This window comes from Parashewanella hymeniacidonis, from assembly GCF_016900895.1.
Lineage (GTDB): Bacteria > Pseudomonadota > Gammaproteobacteria > Enterobacterales > Shewanellaceae > Parashewanella > Parashewanella hymeniacidonis.
Window position 1 is genome coordinate 20,612 of the sequence record NZ_JAFEUN010000028.1, and the last position, 21,491, is coordinate 42,102.

General features: G+C 38.3%; 13 protein-coding genes. All 13 read right to left on the bottom strand.

The window, feature by feature from the left end:
- Positions 1–422: 422 nt before the first annotated feature.
- Positions 423–959: a cell division protein ZapC gene (locus JQC92_RS07675; RefSeq protein WP_204999099.1), complete on the bottom strand. Its 537-nt coding sequence runs from the start codon at positions 957–959 to the stop codon at positions 423–425.
- Positions 960–1,135: 176 nt separating this feature from the next.
- Entirely contained in the window at positions 1,136–2,155 is a 1,020-nt protein-coding gene (gene pyrD, locus JQC92_RS07680; protein ID WP_204999100.1) for a quinone-dependent dihydroorotate dehydrogenase, read from the bottom strand.
- Between the two features lie 79 nt (positions 2,156–2,234).
- On the bottom strand, positions 2,235–7,082 hold the full coding sequence (locus tag JQC92_RS07685) for an NAD-glutamate dehydrogenase (protein ID WP_204999101.1): 4,848 nt from the start codon (positions 7,080–7,082) through the stop codon (positions 2,235–2,237).
- 323 nt (positions 7,083–7,405) lie between these two features.
- Positions 7,406–9,712, bottom strand: a complete 2,307-nt coding sequence (locus JQC92_RS07690; RefSeq protein ID WP_204999102.1) for an efflux RND transporter permease subunit — start codon at positions 9,710–9,712, stop codon at positions 7,406–7,408.
- A gap of 14 nt (positions 9,713–9,726) precedes the next feature.
- Complete coding sequence (locus JQC92_RS07695; protein WP_204999103.1) at positions 9,727–10,713, bottom strand: WD40/YVTN/BNR-like repeat-containing protein; 987 nt, start codon at positions 10,711–10,713, stop codon at positions 9,727–9,729.
- Between the two features lie 80 nt (positions 10,714–10,793).
- Positions 10,794–12,158, bottom strand: a complete 1,365-nt coding sequence (locus JQC92_RS07700) for a DUF1329 domain-containing protein (RefSeq protein ID WP_204999104.1) — start codon at positions 12,156–12,158, stop codon at positions 10,794–10,796.
- A 12-nt stretch (positions 12,159–12,170) separates the two neighbouring features.
- The gene (locus JQC92_RS07705; protein ID WP_204999105.1) at positions 12,171–14,219 is read right to left on the bottom strand and encodes a DUF1302 domain-containing protein; all 2,049 of its coding nucleotides are present in this window, start codon (positions 14,217–14,219) and stop codon (positions 12,171–12,173) included.
- Between the two features lie 320 nt (positions 14,220–14,539).
- Entirely contained in the window at positions 14,540–14,755 is a 216-nt protein-coding gene (locus tag JQC92_RS07710; protein ID WP_204999106.1) for a DUF2835 domain-containing protein, read from the bottom strand.
- A gap of 59 nt (positions 14,756–14,814) precedes the next feature.
- Positions 14,815–17,373 (bottom strand): aminopeptidase N, encoded by a 2,559-nt coding sequence (gene pepN, locus JQC92_RS07715; protein WP_204999107.1) that lies wholly within the window; start codon positions 17,371–17,373, stop codon positions 14,815–14,817.
- Between the two features lie 83 nt (positions 17,374–17,456).
- The gene (gene prc, locus JQC92_RS07720) at positions 17,457–19,502 is read right to left on the bottom strand and encodes a carboxy terminal-processing peptidase (protein ID WP_204999108.1); all 2,046 of its coding nucleotides are present in this window, start codon (positions 19,500–19,502) and stop codon (positions 17,457–17,459) included.
- Between the two features lie 110 nt (positions 19,503–19,612).
- Positions 19,613–20,287, bottom strand: a complete 675-nt coding sequence (gene proQ, locus JQC92_RS07725) for an RNA chaperone ProQ (protein ID WP_204999109.1) — start codon at positions 20,285–20,287, stop codon at positions 19,613–19,615.
- A gap of 258 nt (positions 20,288–20,545) precedes the next feature.
- Positions 20,546–21,004, bottom strand: a complete 459-nt coding sequence (locus JQC92_RS07730; RefSeq protein ID WP_204999110.1) for a GAF domain-containing protein — start codon at positions 21,002–21,004, stop codon at positions 20,546–20,548.
- Positions 21,005–21,049: 45 nt separating this feature from the next.
- A complete protein-coding gene (locus tag JQC92_RS07735; RefSeq protein WP_204999111.1) occupies positions 21,050–21,331 on the bottom strand; it encodes a YebG family protein in 282 nt (93 codons plus the stop codon).
- Positions 21,332–21,491 lie beyond the last annotated feature (160 nt).

Below are 21,491 nucleotides of genomic sequence, written 5' to 3' on the forward strand. Positions count from 1 at the left end.
CAAGAGTGCGTTGTAGATTTAGTGTAGGTGAAAATTTGATATTGAACTTTTAAATTACTATTCGATCAAAACTTCGACACTAAGGGTTGGCAAAAGATTTGCGGCTAGAATGCTTCCCTGTTTCAATTAACTTTTTCTGACGGCTTCTCTAAGTGCCTCCTTCTTACGCACATTTGAACGTGTATATCAGACTAATATTTATGTAACGTAATCACGCTATTACTTGAATACTACACCAAGGTAGAGGTAATAATGATTAATTCGGATTAATAAAGACAAACCAGTACAGCTATTATTCAACTGTGAAATACCAGAATCAAAATAGAAATAAAAACAATTACTAACTGCTGAAGAAGTTGAAAAATCTAGGAATAGTTACAAATATAAGAAATAAGCAGCATAAATAAACATTTAGTGAATCATTACGCTGCTGCCTGAGACTTGGATTTTAAAGAGTGTAGTCGATCTTGCATTACTTTTATCGTATCAAACTGCTTAAGTGTTTTTGAATCATTAAGCTCAGTTTCAGCTGACAAAACCATAACAAGCGTTGCTTGTAAGGTAGACTCCACTGCTAAAACCAACGACTTTTGCCTTGTTTGAGAACATATTAATTCGAACACTTTTCCTTGTTCACTATAAACACAAACTTGGCTCGATTCGAAAAACCAAGATTTAGGCATTTGCGGCTTCAACATGAAATGCGCAGCAGTCGCATTAAGTGCAATTTGCACAAGCGCACTTTCAGTACAAGTGAGCACATCTTGTAGTCTATCGATTAAATCAATATAAAACTTAGCATTTTCAACACTAAACTCCATAACACCTAATGCATCAGGTATAAGCAGTTTCTTTGCATAAGGCGTCAAAAATTCTAATTCAGGACCAAGCGATAGACTTAATACACCATGTGCATCATTATATTTCCATTGCCAGTCCTTTTTTGGCATTAATAACATAACAATAACCTTTTGGGTGACAGTCGAAAATATATTAGACTATTTTTTACACTAATTCAAAGCTTTATTATAATTTGATATATTAAATATATAAAGATCGTATTTTATATTTAGATCATAATTTGATCAAAACAAAAATTGCGATCATTTAAAGTGATCCAAATAAAGATTTAGATCTATTTTTTAATTAAATCATTTAAAATATCTTTAATTAAGTCAGGGCCTTTATAAATAAAACCTGTATAAATTTGAACGAGTGATGCACCTGCATTCATTTTATCTTTTGCATCTGAACCACTTGATATACCACCTACACCGATAATAGGAAGTGTACCATCTAAAGCTTCAGATAGTTTTTGAATAATTACGGTTGATGCCTGAGTCACAGGCCTGCCACTTAAGCCTCCGGCTTCATTGCCATTCGGTAAATGGCTAACGCCTTCTCTACTTAAAGTAGTATTGGTTGCAATAACGCCATCAAAATTATTTTTTAATAACGAGTTTGCAATCTGTTTAACTTCATCATCATTCAAATCAGGTGCAATTTTTAAAGCTAACGGTACATATTTATTATATTTTTCATTAAGATCTTTTTGTTTAGTTTTTAATGAACTTAAAAGATCATCTAATAGATCACCAAACTGTAACGATCTTAAATCAGGTGTATTAGGCGAAGAAATATTGACCGTAATATATGATGCATAAGGATATACTTTTTCCATACAGATCAAATAATCATCTTTTCCGTTTTCAACTGGCGTATCTTTATTTTTACCGATATTTACGCCAACAATAATATCTGATTTTTTTGCCTGTAAATTTTTAACTAAATAATCAACTCCGTGATTATTAAAACCCATTCTATTAATAATAGCCTCAGCTTTTTCAATGCGAAAAAGCCTTGGTTTTTCATTACCAGGTTGAGGCCTAGGTGTTACAGTACCTACTTCGACAAAACCAAACCCCATTGAATGAAAAGCGTCAATCGCTTCACCATTTTTATCAAGTCCTGCAGCGAGACCAACGGGATTAGGAAAATCAATACCCATCACGTTCACTGGAACTTTGGCAAAATTATGGCTGTAGAGGCACGAAAAAGGCGTATTGGCCGTCTTTTTGAGACTTGAGATAGCTAAATCATGCGCTTGCTCAGCATCCATGTTAAACATGAACTTTTTAGCGATGTTATAAAACATTCTCGATCCTTTATTATTGCTTTTTTATTATCAAAAAAAGCCCCGGCAAATCGCCAGGGCTTATATTATCTTATTTTATTTATTTTGAGCCTTCGCAATGAAGAACCAATAAATTCAGTTCTCTAAGCGCTACAGAAAACTTAGCGAACTCGTGGCCTTGAGAGCTCTTGAAGTCACCTAACATGTGATTCCAACGCTCTAGAAGGTTTTGATGTTCATCAATCCACTTAGTAATGATGTCACTTGCATCACATTTAGCTTCACAATCAGCCAAAATCGTCCCAGTTAAAGAACGTTGTTGCCAATCAAGCTCTTCACGATAAGCCGCTCTAGCTAATGCTTGCCAGTGATTTGATACTGGTTGTCCAGTTATTTGAACTAAGAACCAGTGCAGCTCTAAACGTGCACCCAACTTAAAGTATGTTTCAGCGACTAAAGATACAGGCTTACCACTATTTTCTGTAATTTGTGCAATGTCCAATGCTGGGAACAAAGTGGTCATGCTTGCAATTACTTTAGCGACTTCAGGTATTACATTTTCTTCAATAAGTGAATCAACATCGCCAGCTAGCTCTTGAACTTCGGCTTCTACCATATAGTTGTTGATATTGGATTTTAAATCTTCAACTACTGGCTTAAAGAAGCTTACTGTTTGTTCAATACTATTACTGCGGTTTCTGTGACGTAACAACCAGCGGATCGCACGACGCATACTACGGCGAATCTCATGGAGCATCTCACTTTGAACGACAGCTGCAACACTAAAGTTTAGCTCATCAATTTGCTTGATTAAATCACCTAAGCCGAATACTTCACGTGCAATTGTGTAGCAAATACCAATTTCAGCAACTGATGCACCTGTTTCATCTTGCATTCGTTGAACAAAATTCAAGCCCATATTATTGACTAATTCATTAGCTAACGAAGTAGCAATGATTTCACCACGCAATGGATGTGAAGCCATTTGAGCACTGTACTGTTGTTGTAATTTCTGCGGGAAGTAAGAAATAAGCAGCTTACTTAGTAACTCATCTTCAGTAATTTGAGGGGTTACTAGCTGTTCTTTCAATACCATTTTTGCATAAGCAACAATAACGGATAGCTCTGGACGAGTTAAGACTTTGCCTTTTGCCAGTCGATCAGCCAACTCATCTTCGTTTGGTAAGAATTCAAGCGCTCTATCTAACTTACCTTCCTTCTCTAGATGATGAATAAAGCGAATTTGTTCTTTCAGTTGTTCTGCGCCACGAACTTGCGTGACAGAAATCGAGCGAGTCTGATCTTGACAGTCTTGAAGTACAATTTGACTTACTTCTTCAGTCATTTCTTCAAGTAAACAGTTACGTTGTTTAACCGTCATTTCACCGTCAGTGACAAGAGCATTAAGTAAAATCTTAATATTTACTTCATTATCTGAACAATCAACACCACCAACGTTATCCACAAAGTCAGTGTTCATGCGGCCGCCATTTGCAGCGTATTCAATACGCCCAAGCTGAGTACAACCTAAGTTGCCACCTTCACCGATAACTTTTGCACGAACTTCATCACCATTAATACGGATAGCATCGTTTGCACGATCTCCAACTTCAGCGTGCGTTTCTGTAGTTGCTTTGACGTAAGTACCAATACCACCGTTCCAAACGAGATCAACTGGCATTTGCAAAATGGTTTTTAATAATTCATTCGGTGTCATACTAGACTTGCTAGTACCTAACATCTTCTTCATTTCAGCAGAAAGCGAAATTGACTTCGCATGTCTAGAGAAGATACCACCACCTTTAGAGATCAACTTACTATTATAATCTTCCCAAGATGAACGAGGTAAACTAAACAGGCGTTCACGCTCAACATAACTTGCTTCAGCTTCAGGGTTAGGGTCGATAAAGATGTGCATATGATTAAATGCTGCTTTCAGTCTAATATGTCGAGACAACAACATACCATTACCAAATACGTCCCCTGCCATGTCACCAACAGCTACACAGGTAAAGTCCGTAGTTTGGCAATCAACACCAATTTCGCGGAAATGACGCTTAACTGACTCCCAAGCACCACGAGCGGTAATGCCCATCTTCTTATGGTCATAACCATTACTACCACCAGAAGCAAAAGCATCACCTAACCAGAAGTTATACTCTTCTGAGATTTCATTAGCGATGTCAGAGAATGTTGCTGTACCTTTATCTGCAGCAACAACCAAATATGGATCATCTTCATCGTGACGGACAACATCAACAGGAGGCACAATTTCACCGTTAGAGATGTTATCAGTGATATCCAATAAGCCACGGATAAACAGACGATAGCAGTTTTGTCCCTCAGCAAAGAAGGCATCACGTCCGCCTTCAGTAGGTAGTTGTTTACAAACAAAACCACCTTTAGCGCCTACAGGAACAATTACTGTGTTCTTAACTTGCTGCGCTTTTACAAGGCCTAAAACTTCAGTTCTGAAATCTTCACGACGGTCAGACCAACGTAAACCACCACGAGCAACTTTACCACCGCGCAAATGCACACCTTCGATCCTGGTCGAATAAACAAAGATCTCATAATGCGGCAACGGCTTAGGCATTTCAGGAATAAGGTCTGGCTGGAACTTGAATGAAATATAGTCTTTGACTTGGCCGTTGTCGTTTTGCTGGTAGAAGTTAGTACGCAGTGTAGCGTTAATCAAATCAAGGTAACGACGAATAATTCTGTCATCATCAAGGCTTGAGACTTCATCTAAACGTAAGTTAATTTGTTCAACAAACTTATCTAAAGTTCGAGTCTTAAGTTTTGGGTTAAACTTACGGATAAACATTTTCACTAGCAATTCAGCAATGAAAGGATAACGAGTAAATGTTTCTTCAATATATGATTGACTGAATGTTGCATCAATCTGGCGCATATACTTCGCATAAGCACGGATGACAGATACTTCACGGCCAGTTAAGCCGGAAGATAAAACGATTCGGTTAAACCCGTCATCTTCAAGTTTTTTCTTCCAAACTTGAGATAATGCATTTTGGAAACGATCCTGGCTATCAGCTAAATCTTCAGTAACAACTGTACCTTGTACCGTCATTAAGAAGTCAAGAATCCAGTATGTTGCACCATCCGTTGTTTTAACTTCATATGGACGCTCGTTAATAACACGAAGACCAAAGTTTTCCAGCATTGGAAGAACGTCTGAAAGATGGATTGGCTCATCTTTATGAAATAACTTTAGGCGAACTTTATTGTCATTCAATGCCGCTTCTTGTGGCTGATAGAACAACATTCCAAGTTCATTGTCGATATTTAAAGCTTCAAGCTGTTGTAAATCAACGACAGCAGAACTTGGTAAAACGTCTTCTTTGTAACTTGGATGGAATGCACCAAGATAACGCTTACTTAACGCTTTGCCTTTCTCTTCGCCTAATACATCGCTAAGAGCTGAATTTAGCTTATCTTCCCAAGAGCGTGCTGCTTCAATAAGGTTATTTTCAATTGCTGGCACATTGACGTCCATATTGTTGTTTTCAACTTTCACAATGTAATGTGTTCTTGCAAGAGTCGATTCAGAGAAATAAGTTGTGAATTCAACATCTTCATTGCTCTTAAAGTGTTGAGCAAGAATGCGTTGAGTATCTTCACGAAGTTTGGTGTTATAACGATCCTTTGAAACATAAACCATGCAAGATAAGAAACGGCCATATCCATCTTTACGGACAAACAATTTAAGTTTGTCGCGATCTTGCATATCAAGAACACCTTGAGCAACAGAGGCAAGTTCTTCTTCCTTCGCTTGAATAAGCTCATCACGTGGCAGGTTTTCAAGTATATTCAGTAAGTTTTTGTAATCATGTGAACGTGGTACAAAACCTGAACGCTTCATAACGCGCTTAACTTTATCAGCTAATAACGGAATTTCACGGGCACTTCGGTTGTAAACGTTTGATGCATATAAACCAATAAAACGATCTTCACCGATAACTTTACCGGCATCGTTAAAGCGCTTAACACCTACATAATCGATGTAAGCTGGACGGTGAACTCGACTCTTGCTATTACTCTTTGTCAGAATCAATAGACTGCTATCAAGTGCTTCTTTACGTGCAGTTTCTGAGAATGATGAAAGCATCAAACGGCGCTCAGGTTTCGAAGCGCCAGGTTTATTCATCAAGCCCAAACTTGAATCTAAATCTGGAACTAACTCCATATCACCTTCGACACGTTTAAGATCATAACGGCGATAACCTAATAATGTGAAATGATGATTATTCAGATAATCAAGGAACTTAACCGCTTCTGCGCGTGAATCTTTATCACCAGGGTATGGACGTTCTGGTAATTCAGTCACAACTTCAGCGAGCTTTCCTGACATCGCTTCCCAATCATTAACAGCAGCAGCAACATCAATAATTACTGACTCAATCTCTTTTGTGAGAGATTTCATCTCAGCAACGTCACTCTGACGATCGATTTCAACAAGGAAGACGGCGATTTTTTCTGATTCTTTTTCTTCGCCTGTGATCGCAGAAATACTGCTGACAACTTCTTCACCTCTTTCTATTGCCAAAGGCGTGTGAAGCATCATATGAGCAGTGATGCCCATACGATTTAAAATCATACCTACTGAATCAACCAGAAATGGCATATCAGGTAGAATAATTTCAATGATGGAGTGAGCTGAATGCCAACCATGCTTCGATTGACTAGGATTAAAAACTCTCAAGTGAGGTTCACCTGATGGAGTCTTATTTAAAGCATTCCAGAGGCTTAAAATTGCACCGTATAAATCACTATCGTTACGGTCATTCAAGTCGTCTTTCGACATGTGAGCATATAAGCTAGTCGCAAATTGCTCAACTTGCTTGGCTTGAGAATTGGGTACTTTGGCATGAATCAAACTGATTACATTTTCAAGTAATACTGAAGGCATTGCATCTTTCAAGGCCATTTTGCTGTTTCCTTAAGCGTCTATGGCAGCGCTTTTTTTATCATAGTTCGGATGCTCAAAATCGGGCATGAAACATAAGTATAACTTCAATTACAAAAAATTAACGAAAACCTAGTCATACCAGTATACAGAGCCGCTTGCAGATTCTGTAATATGTGGCGCAGTTTATTACTAAATGCGAACTTTTTCGAGTAATATTTTTGTGGTAATTCCTCTCATTTTAGAGAAATTTTGTGACTTTGATCTATGGGATGAAGAAACAAGCAGAATTTTGAATAAACTATGCATAAATATGCGGGAGCCAAGTTCCCGCAAACTTAACATTAGCAAGACTTTCGCCAGAAAATAGATGAAAGTGCAGGAATAATAATTATTGCACCCAACATGTTAACTAAGAACATGAATGTTAATAAAATTCCCATGTCCATTTGGAATTTAAGAGCAGAAAACACCCAAGTACTCACACCAATAGCTAAAGTCAGACCAGTAAAAATCACTGCACTACCTCTTTCTTTAAGCGCTTCAAGGTAAGCTTTTTGAACATCAAGACCTTCCGAGAGTTTGACTGACATAGTAGATAAGATATAAATACCGTAATCAACACCTATTCCAACACCTAAGGCAATAACCGGTAACGTACTCACTACTAAGCCAATATCTAAGAAAGTCATTAATGCTTGAGCAAGAGTAGAGACTACATATAAAGGAATGATTACTACGATGGTGGCTTTTAATGACTTAAAGCTCAATAAACATAAGATGAACACAGCGGCATATACATAAATCATCATTGGAAGCTGAGCTTCAGCAACCGCTTCGTTTGTAGCAGCCATGACACCGACAGGTCCAGACGCTAATTTAAACTTAATGTCGTCATTATCCAAAGCTTTCGAGATTAACTTAACTTTGTCGATTACCGTTTCAATAGTTTCAGCTTTATGATCTTCTAAAAAGATATAAACGGGCATCACTGAACAATCACGATTCAGCAGACCAGAGGTTGTTGGAATTCGACTGATAGCCTGACCCAATGTTGCAGTATTCCTAGGCAAGACAGCCCACTTCGCATTACCTTCATTGAAGCCAGCATTTACTTTCTTCGCCACTGAAGCAACACTAATTGTTGACTGTACTCCAGGAGTATTACTCATTAACCATTCAAATTGATCAACTCGATTGATGATGTCATGGTAAGTACAACCCTCTTCTTTTGTTTCAGCAATCACAGACATAACATCCGTTGTGATAGAAAACTTATCTGTTATAAAGGCAGTATCAAGGTTATAACGAGAATCGGAGTGAAGTGCCGGCGCCCCTTCATGCAAATCACCAACCTTCAGTCTTTGTGATTGATAAAAACCTAATCCATAAAGTACTGTGGTGATGGCTAGCACACTTACGGCATATTTTGGAGTAGCAAACTTGGAGAGTGCAATCCAAACCTTTTCCGTCTTATCAATCTCTTTAGTGTTAACTTGTTTCTCTAAATGAGTAAACGAAAGTAAAACAGGTAAAAGTATAAGATTAGTTAGAATAATGACCGCTACACCCAGTGATGCTGAAATCGCTAATTCTCGAATGATCCCAATATCGATGGCGAGTAAAGTTAAAAATCCAACTGTATCTGACAGTAATGCGACTCCACCAGGTACCAGCAAACTTCTGAAAGCTAATGTTGCTGCTACTTTTGTGGTATTTCCTGAAGCGACACGCTTTTTAACCGCATTGATCATTTGCACGCCATGGCTAACACCGATAGCAAAGACTAAGAATGGAACCAATATCGACATTGGGTCTAACCCAAAACCAACAACGGTTAATAAGCCTAATTGCCACTCGACAGCAACAAGACTACAAATCAATGGTAATACCGTGAGCAATAACGAACGAGAGAACAGATAAACCATTATACCAGTGATCGCAATGGCAAAGAGGAAGAACAACAAAACCCCTTTTGCACCATCTGCTACATCACCCGCCATTTTAGAAAAACCAATAATATGGATTTTGATTTTATCTGACTCAAACTTTTTGCGCAGATCGTTCTCTAATTGTTCAGCGAGAGCAATAGTGTCCAGCTTTTCTCCCGTTTGAGGATCAAAGTCCATGAGTTGGGCCGAAACCATCGCTGAGCTATAATTTTCAGCAACAAGGCGACCTACAATGCCTGCCTTTTCAATGTTCCCTCTCACTCGATCTAAATCAGATTGTGAGTATGAAAAGTCAGCAGGAATCACGGGGCCACCGGCAAAACCATCCTCAACAACTTCAGTGAATCGAGTTGATGGTGAAAATAGTGATTTGACTTGAGCCCGATCGATACCTGGTATAAAAAATAATTGATCGTGAACATCTTTTAGTGTTTTAAAGAAGTGTTCATTGAACACGTCCCCACTCACATCTTCTACTGCAACCATTACAGAGTTTGCACCACCAAAATCTTTTTGATGCTTCAAATAGGTCTGCATATAAGTATGTTGTAGCGGAATATTCTTGGTAAAGGCAGCATCCATTTTGAGCTGGCTTGCCTGATAACCCAAAAATAATGAAGCAAGAATAAAAAATGAAATTACCCAACCACGGTGGCGAAAAAGGAAAGTTTCAACACCATTTACAAATTTTTCTAACATGAAACGTCCCTATTTTATTTTTCTAAGACCGTTAAGCCATTAGTGCCAGCAAGCCAAATATTGCCATCTAACTCAGATACACTTAGCAGGTTCACACCTTTAATTTGTTTCAAAAGTTTCACATCATCATCAAATGCTACTGAGTAAATAACACCAGAGTTTCCAACGAGTAAAAGACCATTATCTTTTTTAAGAATGCTGTGGATGGTTGAATCATTTGGTAAAGTAACTTTTTTCCATGTGGAAAATGTTTTATCCGTTTTGAATAAATTTCCTCTTAGACCTGCAACATAAATGTGGTCACTTGTTTCAATCACACTGAACATCGAACCTTCGTATGGAAAATCAATTTGTTGAAATGAATGTCCAAAATCATCAGAAACTGCAATCATTCCAAGTTCACCAACGAGTAATAACCGGCCGTCATTTAAGAGTAAAATCTTATTAAAATGTGGAAGTAATGATCCTTTCTCTATTTCATAGCCTTCAGGATCAACGTCTTTCAATTCTTCTAAATAAGCTTGGTCATCAGGGTGAAGCAGCTCTAGGTGAAACTCTTCTCGCCAATTCTTTCCACCATCTTTCGTCCGATAGAACAAACCATAGGCACCGACAGCAATACCATGCTTTTTATCAAAAAAAGTGACATCAAGAAATGGTTTTTCAATACTCTGAGATTCAGATTGAGTTAACCATGTCATACCACCATCGGTGGTCTTGATAATCGTAGCATCGTGTCCAACCGCCCAACCAATTTGTGCATTCAACATGGTTGAATTTGTGAGATTTACTGAAACAGGTGATTGAACCTGTTTCCAGCCATTTTCATAAATAAAAATATGACCACGTTCACCTACTGCAACATTTCGATCAATATCAGTGACAAGAGAAGACAAAGCTTTGGGTTGAATTTGAGGGGTTGCGATGGAGAGTGTACTAGTTAAGAGGAAACAGAAACTCAAGCCAAAACCGACTTTTTTTAAAAAGTCATTGTTATTCATATAAATACTACCTTGAATATCGAAATTATAATTATGGGTAGAATATGCCACTCTTTAAAGCAAAGAGTGGCATTTTACAATTAACGAATACCGCGACGACGTAGAGCTGATGGAGTGAAATCAGCATCAGTTAGCTTCGCATCGAAGTTGTACATACGACCTTCGTTATCCAGTCCCATTGCAATGTAACGACGAGATTGAAGATCATGAAATACTTCTAAAGTACTCCACTGTGCAGGTACTTCGTAATAGTTCAAACCATGAGCAACGGCAACACGATATAATTGATCTCGGTTGTCATAAAGATCAGCCGCAGAAATTTGCCAAGAATCTTCATCTATATAGAACACTCGAGTTTTATATAAATGGGAGACACCTGGTTTAAGTGTCGCTTTTACTTCCCAAACACGATGTTTTTCCCAACGTACATATTCAGGATTAATATGGCCAGGTTTCAAAATTTGGTCATAAGTTAACTTGTCTGAATGCAGACGGTAATCATTGTAAGGAATATAGATTTCTTTTTTCCCCACAAGATCCCAGTTGTAACGCTCAGGTGAACCGTTGAACATATCGAAATCATCGGTCGTTCTTAAGCCATCAGTTAACGTACCAGGGGTATCAAAAGCAACGTTTGGCGCTTTGCGAACACGGCGTTGGCCAGTGTTATACGTCCATGCTTGACGAGGTTCTTTTTGTTGATCCATGGTTTCCTTTACAAGTAAAGCTGTACCTGCACGACGTGCTGGTTGTGTCACAACTTGCTTGAAATAGAAAAGCACATTATTTTCAGCCAGCTTCTGTGCGGTTTCATCAGGTCGAGTATATTTAAAGTGAATTTCTTCGTCATACTCCACAAGATTGTATGAACCGCCAGCAGTTGGTGCAGCTTGAGCACGAGACGTTTCAATATCAACACCACGGAAACGCAAAATGTGATTCCAAACGGCTTCTAAACCATTTTGTGGGATCGGGAATGGAACACCAATTGCTGCGCCTTTTAAACCATTTCCGCCATCAATTAATTCAGCACGTGTCGCATTCGCTTTTGTTGCATCATAAACGTATTGCGGTGCAGCAGCACTTCGGCGAGTTTGGTACACATTCATTTTGTATGTATCAGGATACAACTCAAATAACGCATTTTGACCTGCAGTTAAGAAATCTTTGTACTGAGCTTTATTCGCATTAGTAATCGTGAACTCAATCTTATCATTTGGAAATGGATCGATATGATGATCACCTTTCTTAAAGCCAGCTACAGGTTTAGTGATACCACCAGTCCATTTTGGAATTGAACCATCAGCATTACCGGCTACTTCACCACCAATCGGTGTTAATGTTGTGCCCAACTTCTTCGCTTCATCAGGTGAAACTTTTGCCAATGCAGCTGGAGCAGTTAAAGCTAACATCACAGCTAATGACAGTAAGTTTTTTGTTTTCATTAGTATCATCCTTTAAATCGAATACTTAATGTTGAAAGATACGTAATCACGATCTTCCAGTGCATTTGTTGTACCTACACCACCAAAGAAGTTGTTGTAGGAGATATCGGCTCCCCACTTGCTTTGATAATCAAAGTTAATCCCAACGGCAACTGACTTCTTACCTTCGGTAAATAAGAATAATGGATCCGGCGTAATACCTTTAACATCGTGAGAAAAAATGACTCTAGGAGACATATTCACACCAGCGAATACATTGTTAAAGTCAGCTTTCGCTACAAAACGGTAACCCCAAGCAAAATCGGTTGGAAAAGGATTAGTTTCTGGACCGTTATGTAGGCCGTTTAATAAAAGGTCAGGAATTCCACCACCAGAACGTGCTGTACCAGGTCCATTTAAACGAAGTTCATCAGGATCTGGCATATCATGGATCCAAATACCACCAAACTCAGCCAGTGCCACTAAGTTATCCATGCCAAAAGCACGACCAAACGAATGCGTTAATGTAAACTGCGCTTGAGTAGTATCACTACGAATAAAGCCTTCTGCGTATTCACCAGAACCAACATCTGCTACATTGCGGCTGTATTGAGATATACCAGCTAACTCAGGACGATGGCCTGCTTTTGCTAATTGCTCTGGCATTGCGGTAAATAGTAACTCAACATCATCAATTTGTAGTGGTTCATCTTGACGATGCGAGATTTCACCCGCTAAAGAGGTATCGCCAATCAGAGTATTAAAACTTAAACCGTAAAGCTTAATATCATCAGGAAAGACAATTTGGGCTTTAGAGAATGTCTGTAAATTAAGCAGTGTATCGCGATCAATGCTACCAGCATTCTGACCTAGTACTGCTAGATCAGAAAGAATTGCCCCTGATCTGAAGTCAGCAGTTTTACCACTAATAAGTGGGCGACGGCTGTTATACTTCAAGAAATAAAAGCCAAATTCAGTATCGTGAAGTTCTGGTGCATACCAGCTTAACTTAATACCATACTGTCCATCATCAGAGGCTTTACCATGATCATCGACTAATGTGACTTTTGTCGTATATGCTAAAGCGAGAGGACCCAATTGCTCTGATGGAACTTGTCCGCTAGCAATCATTCCGCCAAGTTTATTGTACTCTTGAAGCAAGAAATCAAGGCTGATATCAGGGTTACCACTGAAGCCTAATTGAGCGTTATTCAGATAACCGCCATAACCAACAAAGTCATTGGTGCCAAAAAGCGAACCTGGTGTAGGAATCCAAATTGGCTCCCAATCATATTGATAGAATGCTTCTACAGAGACCTCATCTGTAATACCTAAAGAAGCCCAAACCATTCCTTGTGGTCTAAAGGCTTCTTTTAGTTCAGCACCTGGTTGATTCAAGATATTCAAATCAACAGGATTAATTACACCAATACCATGTGGGATCAGTGTACTTTCACCCCAAGAAATAACTTGGTTACCAACTCGCACAGATAACGGGTTTTTCCCATCATTTAAATCAAAGTTACCGTAAACGAATGCATCTAAAAGACGAACATCTTTACACTGTACTTTTTCAGCCTGCTTATCTTCACAAGCATCATATTTATTGCCTGTTAACGGATCAACATAATCAAAATCTTTATCGTTTAATTTGCGGTCATAGAAATATAAACCACGAGCAAATAAACCAAAGTTTTTATACTCTAATGATAATTCATGTAAACCTTTAAAGATTTCTGAAAAAGTTTCACCACTAGTATGAAGTTGATTGCTTAAATCATTGTTGGTTGAATACGAACCTGGATTGGCCCATATATCAGTGTTTTGATGAATCGTATTTCCGAAAGCGGTATAGTTAGCCCAATTATAATTAGGCTGGTTTGCCTTACCGATTTGATCTTTCCAATTTCTATCTGAAACTCGCCAACTTGCACCAGCAGTCCAAGTGGAATCGAACGTTCCAGATACTTCTCCCCAATCAAAAGAAGCTGCGTTAACGTTTGACAATAGTCCTAGAGACATTGCCGAAGCCACCCCCATGGCTAACGCAGATCGGCGAAAGCCGCGTTGAGTCTTGTTCATTGTTGTCATTCTCCATAACCTGCAAAATTTCCATTTGATAACCTTCACTTGTAATTCTTATGGTAAAAGTATCAAACAGGTGAACACATTGTTACAGGAATAGAGGGTGTTGGGCAAGACATAGGAACGATAAAAACGTTTTTATTTTTTCTTTATAAAACAAAGAGGAAATACATTTTCATACGTATGTTTGAATAGGTTGCATTCTGATAAAGCGCAATCTAACAAAACGTATAACTATCTATTTTTAAAAGAAAATAAATAACACAGATCAGACCAGATAACTTTTAACATACGCCGCTGCGTTTAAAGTATTTACTCTAAAGTTTTTCAATTTTTCGTAACGTTCCATTATCATCTATCTGTATCTTAAAATTTCCTTCAATGCCTTGAGGGGTCAAAAAAGGCTTAAAATGATAAGCGTTAATGTGCAATATGCGGCCATAATGTTCACGAACTTCTACCCTCTTAGCTACCCCTTGATAGTAAGGCAAAAAGTTGTCATAACTTACTGATAGTCTAAAATAAAATTCCATAATAAAACTGTTTTTATAGAAATACTCGCCATTCGTTGATCAAATGGCGAGCTTAGGTCTTATGCTAAAGCTTTAGTGACCTTCTCAAATAAATCTTTAGATAAATTTGGTAAATCAGCTAGCTCTTGTAATCCTTGTTTAATCATTGATTGACGCTGTTCGTCAAACTTTGAGAACTGAATCATTGGCGTAATAATTCTGGCCGCTAACTGTGGGTTAATGTCATTCAACTTCTTTAATACATCTGTTAAATAACGGTATCCTTCACCATTCGCATTATGAAATTGCTCGGTATTAGCCGCAGCGAACGTACCTATCAAGGATCTAACTCTATTCGGATTCTGAAAACTAAATGCTGAATGAGAAGCCAGTTCTTTCAAACGATCAATGACATTATCTGCTTTGTTGGTCGCTTCTAGCATAAACCACTTATCCATGACTAAAGGAGTTTGGTCCCATTTAGCTTCAAAATCTGACATCAAGAGATTACGACATTCAAGTTGTGAAGCATTTGCAGCTTTGAGTGCACCAAGCGCATCTGTCATGTTTTCTGCGCTGTAAAATTGCTGCTCAACTAATACTTCATATTGCTCATCAATTCGACTTAGCCAATTTAGACAGGCGTTTTGTAATGCCCTTGCTGAAGGATTATCTACTAACTTAAGTAAATGATATCGAGCATTTAATTCATCTTCACAATAAGCAGCAATTTCATCAATCACAAACTCACGTGCAGTAATCAATTTATCCAAATCAACAATTATCGCTTGCTCGACAAGTTCATTCGTTGTTGGAACAGTTAATACTTCCGCTACTAATGCTGGATCTAATTGACTATCAAGCAACATGCCTTTGAATGCATCAAGAACAACTTGATTGACCTGCATATTAGTATTATTTTTCAGCGCTTCTACATTGTTCCATATAGCATTACTAAAGATAGAAACTGAAGCTTCCCAACGTGCAACTTCACTACTCGCATAGCGCATTAAATTCACAAGATGGTCAAGTTCGAATTCAAAATCAAGCTTTACCGGAGCAGAGAAGTTTTGAAGCAAAGAGACCGTTGGCTTTGCATTGATATCAGTGAATACGAAAGTTTGGCTATTTTCAGTAAAATTAAGCACCTTACTCACTAAAGACTCGCCGGACTCCGAAATGAGCTCAACATCAAAGGGAATGTGCATCGGTAAGTCATTATTCCCGGAAATCGCTTGGCGTTCTTGTTTTAAGTGCAGCTTGTATTCTTGTGCCTTAGCATCAAACTCTTCGGCAACCGAAACTGACGGTGTACCTGCTTGACTATACCAATTACGGAATTGCTCAAGATCTACTCGACTTGCATCTTCCATTGCACTCACAAAATCATCACAAGTAACCGCTTGACCATCATGACGCTCAAAATATAACGCTATACCTTTCTGAAAGTTTTCTTCACCAAGTAAGGTATGCATCATACGAATAACTTCAGCACCTTTATTATAAACAGTAACGGTATAAAAGTTATTCATTTCAATTACAGCTTCAGGACGAATTGGATGCGCCATAGGACCAGCATCTTCTGCGAACTGGTGGTTCCTAATAACTTTAATGGCATGAATTCTGTTCACGGATCTAGAACCCAAATCTGAGCTGAACTCTTGATCACGAAAGACTGTAAGCCCTTCTTTTAAACTCAACTGGAACCAATCACGGCAAGTTACACGATTGCCCGTCCAGTTGTGGAAGTATTCATGGCCGATGACAGATTCAATACCATGAAAGTCATCATCAGTAGCTGATTCTTTATCTGCTAAAACATACTTAGTATTAAAGACATTTAGCCCTTTGTTCTCCATCGCACCCATATTGAAAAAATCAACGGCTACAATCATATAAATGTCTAAGTCATATTCTAAATCAAAGCGTTCTTCATCCCATTTCATGGACTTTTTAAGAGATTCCATAGCATGGTGCGCTTTATTTAAATTGCCTTTATCAACAAAAACTTGAAGTTCAACTTCACGATCACTTCGTGTGATAAAAGTATCTTCTAATAGATCAAAATCACCCGCTACAAGTGCAAATAAATAACTCGGCTTTGGAAATGGATCTTGCCAACTGGCAAAGTGTCGACCATCTTCGAGATCGCCTTTTTCTAACAAGTTACCATTACTTAGCAGGTAGGGAAATTGTGCTTTATCAGCTTCAATTCTCACATCAAATTTTGCAAGCACATCGGGACGATCAAGATAATACGTAATGCGGCGGAAGCCTTCTGCTTCACATTGAGTGCAATATGCAGCGTCTGACATATATAAACCTTCAAGCGCTGTATTCGCTTCAGGTTCAATCTCAGTAACAATATCTAATAAAAAATCGTCAACGTCTGCTGAAATATGTAAACGATTTTCTTCAAGTTTATGTTCAACATCTTTGCCATCAATTTTAACACTGACAAGTGAAAGTGACTCACCATCAAGCACTAATGTGACAGCTTCACTTTTCAATCGTTTAACCTTGCTCGATGCTGTAATCGTAGTAACTGGACTATTAAGTTCAAATTTTAAGGCAATGTGTTCTACTGTATATTCTGGTGCACTATAGTCCTTAAGTAATTTTGCTTCACGTTGTGACATAGTGGTCCTCTTAAGTATTTTTAATTTTAACTTTCAGACAAAAAACGCGCTGAGTGCGCGTTTTTTTAATTTATGTGTTGAAGTTACTTTTTCTTAGTTAAGCCAACTAAATCTAAAGTTATATCCGCTGTTTGCTCAAGAAGTACATCAGGTAACTCTTCTTTATCCTTCAATTTAGACAATTCGTCGAGGTCTTTTACTGGCTTTTGACCTTTTGCTATACGACGTTCATTAGCGCGTTGTAGCGCTTTATCATCCTCTTCTTTTTGCAGCGCTTTACGTTTTGATAAATCTAAAGAAACGCTCTTCTCGTCTCTAAGTTTACGATACTCTTTGATGTCATCTCTGATATAACCAAACTCAACATTATTTTTGATACGGGCATCGTAATCTTTGATCAATTCAGAAATTATCGTCGGCGTAATATCATTGAATTTATGATATTTAGCCGCTGGCACTTTATCCCAAGGTAACGCATTATCTTCTTCAGATTCACCAAACTCACCAGGTTTAAGCGCACTTGGGAACATGATGTCTGGAGTAACACCTTTTAACTGAGTACTACCACCATTAATACGATAAAACTTAGCAATCGTGTACTGCACACTGCCTAACGGTTTATCATACAAATCATAAATACGCTGTAATGGCTTATGTTGCTGTACAGTGCCTTTACCAAATGTTGACTCACCAACAATTAAAGCTCGTCCATAATCTTGCATAGCAGCCGCAAAAATTTCTGATGCAGAGGCACTATAACGATCAACCATTACGGTTAATGGTCCGGAATATGTAACACTGCCATCATTATCACGATTTTGAACAACTTGACCATTAGCATACCGAACTTGCACTGCAGGGCCCATATCAATGAATAAACCAGTTAACAATGTTGCTTCTGTTAATGCACCGCCACCGTTTCCTCGCAAATCGATGATGATACCTTCAACGTTTTCTTTTTTAAGCTTTGCAAGTTCCTTTGTTACATCTTTTGAAAGATTTACATAAAAACCAGGAATTTCAATGACACCTACCTTACGTTTTTCATAAGCACCAACATCGCCTTCAATAACTTTAGAGCTTGCAGCCCTATCTTCTAGGCGAATTTTGTCACGAGTGATAACCACTTCAACGGGCTTAGCACTTGAGCCTGCTTTTTTCTTTAGTACTTGTAAAGTAACTTTTGTCCCTTTAGGACCTTTAATAAGATCGACTACATCATCTAGACGCCAGCCAATAATATCGACAATTTTTTCGCCTGCTTGACCTACACCAATGATTTTATCGCCAGCTTCTAACTCTTCACTTTTAGCCGCAGGTCCGCCTTTTACAAGGCTACGAATCATAGTGTAATCATCTTCAGCTTGTAATACTGCTCCAATACCTTCAAGACTCAGGTTCATTTCTTGTTGGAAGCGTTCAGCATTTCTTGGTGACAAGTAGCTTGTATGCGGCTCAATTGAACGTGCGAATGAATTCATTAAAATTTGGAAGACATCTTCACTGTTAGTTTGAGTCAAGCGTTTAAGAGCGTTGTTGTATCTTTTTGATAAGATCTCAACAATTTCACTCCATTTTTTATCAGTCAATTTTAGGTTTAAAGCATCATACTTAACACGTTGACGCCATAACTCATGAATCTCTGCTTCAGATTTTGGCCAGTTAGCGTGCTCACGATCATAATCGTATTTATCGCCAACTTTATTGAAATCAAACGGTTTTTTTGCATCAAGTAGACTTAAAGCGTAAACAAAACCTTGATAGCGACGTTTTTGAACAAGATCATAAATCTTGTAAGCTTCATTTAAGTTGCCACTGGTGAGCATTTTATCAAAATCATCTTGATACTGCTTTAACCCATCAACATCAGCTTGCGTAAGAATATTGCGTCGAAAATCTAAGAGTTTCAAATAACGGTTGAAAATTTGCTCTGAAAAAGCAGTATCAAGATCAAATTTATGATAGTGAGAGCGTGTGAATAAATCCGTGATTCGTTTACTTGAGACTTTATGTTGAGGTTCTTGCTGTAGATGGGGTAGCTCGTTGATTTGAATTTTTGGCTCGACTGCCAGGGCGTTGAATCCAAATACAAGTGTGGCCAACGCTGTGGCCAGTTTTAATTTTCGCATCAACAAGTTGCTCCTTACTTTTGATAATTTTTATAAGCTGTTTGCAAATATTGACTTAAGTATATATCGCAAACAGCTTACCTGCTCAAGCTTTTCCGCTATAAGGGATTTTAAAGTAAAATATGTTCAGGCTTAACTTTAACGCTTAAACCACTATCCAGCTGAACCATAATTTCACCTTTATTAATATCAGCGATAACGCCAGATACAGGGGACTTACCAAGTTTAATGTTTACACGTTGATCTTTACTAAGCTGTGACAACTCAGCTTGAACAAGTTTAGAAACATCAATTGCTGGTTTTGCAGGATTTTGATCCTTAGATTGCACTTGCTTGAAGTTGCGATCTTTGCGCTGGCGGTTCGCAGCAGGCTTTTTAGCAAACTTTCTTTCAGTTTTAGGCTTATCACCACGCTCTGCAGCTAATTTGGCTTCTTTTTCTTGACGGCGTTGCTTAGCACGCTCTTGGCTTTCTTTAAGCGTCTTTTGAGCGTGTTCAATGTGCTCTGCTTCAAGTTCACCACAAGGATTACCGTCTAAGTCGACTCGAACCGCACCTTCTTTGATACTCTTTAGATAGCGCCAGCTGCTTGTGTAACGTCTTAAAGCAACGCGTAATTGCGTCTTACTGACTTTAGGATCTTCAGCAAGCTTATCTGCTAAATCTTGAAATAGGCCGATTTTTAAAGGCTTTGCTTCTCCTTCAGCTACAAAGCACTGAGGAAAAATTTCATATAAATACGCCAAAATAGCATTAGTGTCGGTCAACTTTTCTGTTGATTCCATTATTACTTCCACATTTACTAGGACATCGGCCGTGAAAAGATTTGGTTTACGGCTCAGTCGTTTATCTTCGTCTAAATAATTAGACGTACAATTTTGATATGCTTCTTACAAAAACAGTAACAAACATAAACTAACAAAGTTAGGTTTATCAAGCGACACTAAAGCAAAGCATAGCGCGAGTTCAAGCCGCAAGCAGCCGCCTATTATAAAGCCAGAGCTTATAATTGCGACCTCGAATTGAAAAAAAATGTTCGATAATTAGCCGAATAGACTCTTTTCGAATGAAGATACGACCATTTCTAAGCCATTTTTATCTTCTTTATCGAACCTAGAAAGGATTGGACTATCAATATCCAAAACAGCAATAACTTTTCCGTCTTTGTGGACAGGTACTACGATTTCAGAATTACTGGCTGAATCACAAGCAATATGACCTGCAAATTGATGAACATCGTCAACAAGTTGTGTCTCATCATTTGCGGCGGCTGTACCGCATACGCCACGACCAAGCGGGATTCTAACGCAAGCAACTTTTCCTTGAAAAGGTCCTAAAACCAGCTGCTCATCACGCTGAATGTAAAAGCCTACCCAATTGATTTGTTCAAGATTCTCATTTAACAATGCAGATAAGTTCGCCATTGCAGCAACTAGATCAGTTTCGCCTTCAAATAGAGCCAAAACTTGACGGTTTAACGTGTCGTAAAATTCAGATTTCATTTTCACCCTTAAGTATTACTTCTTTTTGCTTAGCTGAATATCAAGCTATGCCACAACTTCCAAGTTCTTTTTAGGTTTTTTCACCGTTTTAGGAGCTGTGCTGCCACCTTTAAGTAGTGATAGTAAATCATCTTTGTTAGAAGCTAAATAGAAAGAAAGCTGTTCTATGGTATTTTCTTCAAGTTTAAGCTCAGATTGCTGAATAAATGGAAGTAAGTTATCAGCAATATCTAGCATTTTGTCGTATGCATCAGCTTCTTTTTTAGACGTAAAAGTCATTTTTTCTACCCCTTCCCTTACTACAACGTATTGAGTGATAACCGCCATTTTTGCCTCACACTGTATTTATAAAAGGGCTATCCACTTAGCTGCACCAACCACTATATATTGTGGTTTAACGTCTTTCTTTGATAGCCCTATATGTTAATGGTTTTGTTACTATGGCTTGTTCCAACAGCCTATAAAATAACAACCCCCTCGAATTAGA

Bases quoted from the DNA above. Each gene is read 5' to 3' on its own strand.
- JQC92_RS07685 (WP_204999101.1), bottom strand. From the start codon at position 7,082: ATGGCCTTGAAAGATGCAATGCCTTCAGTATTACTTGAAAATGTAATC.
- pepN (WP_204999107.1), bottom strand. From the start codon at position 17,373: ATGTCACAACGTGAAGCAAAATTACTTAAGGACTATAGTGCACCAGAA.
- JQC92_RS07705 (WP_204999105.1), bottom strand. From the start codon at position 14,219: ATGAACAAGACTCAACGCGGCTTTCGCCGATCTGCGTTAGCCATGGGG.
- JQC92_RS07695 (WP_204999103.1), bottom strand. From the start codon at position 10,713: ATGAATAACAATGACTTTTTAAAAAAAGTCGGTTTTGGCTTGAGTTTC.
- JQC92_RS07700 (WP_204999104.1), bottom strand. From the start codon at position 12,158: ATGAAAACAAAAAACTTACTGTCATTAGCTGTGATGTTAGCTTTAACT.
- JQC92_RS07730 (WP_204999110.1), bottom strand. From the start codon at position 21,004: ATGAAATCTGAATTTTACGACACGTTAAACCGTCAAGTTTTGGCTCTA.
- pyrD (WP_204999100.1), bottom strand. From the start codon at position 2,155: ATGTTTTATAACATCGCTAAAAAGTTCATGTTTAACATGGATGCTGAG.
- JQC92_RS07710 (WP_204999106.1), bottom strand. From the start codon at position 14,755: ATGGAATTTTATTTTAGACTATCAGTAAGTTATGACAACTTTTTGCCT.
- prc (WP_204999108.1), bottom strand. From the start codon at position 19,502: ATGCGAAAATTAAAACTGGCCACAGCGTTGGCCACACTTGTATTTGGA.
- JQC92_RS07735 (WP_204999111.1), bottom strand. From the start codon at position 21,331: ATGGCGGTTATCACTCAATACGTTGTAGTAAGGGAAGGGGTAGAAAAA.
- proQ (WP_204999109.1), bottom strand. From the start codon at position 20,287: ATGGAATCAACAGAAAAGTTGACCGACACTAATGCTATTTTGGCGTAT.
- JQC92_RS07675 (WP_204999099.1), bottom strand. From the start codon at position 959: ATGTTATTAATGCCAAAAAAGGACTGGCAATGGAAATATAATGATGCA.
- JQC92_RS07690 (WP_204999102.1), bottom strand. From the start codon at position 9,712: ATGTTAGAAAAATTTGTAAATGGTGTTGAAACTTTCCTTTTTCGCCAC.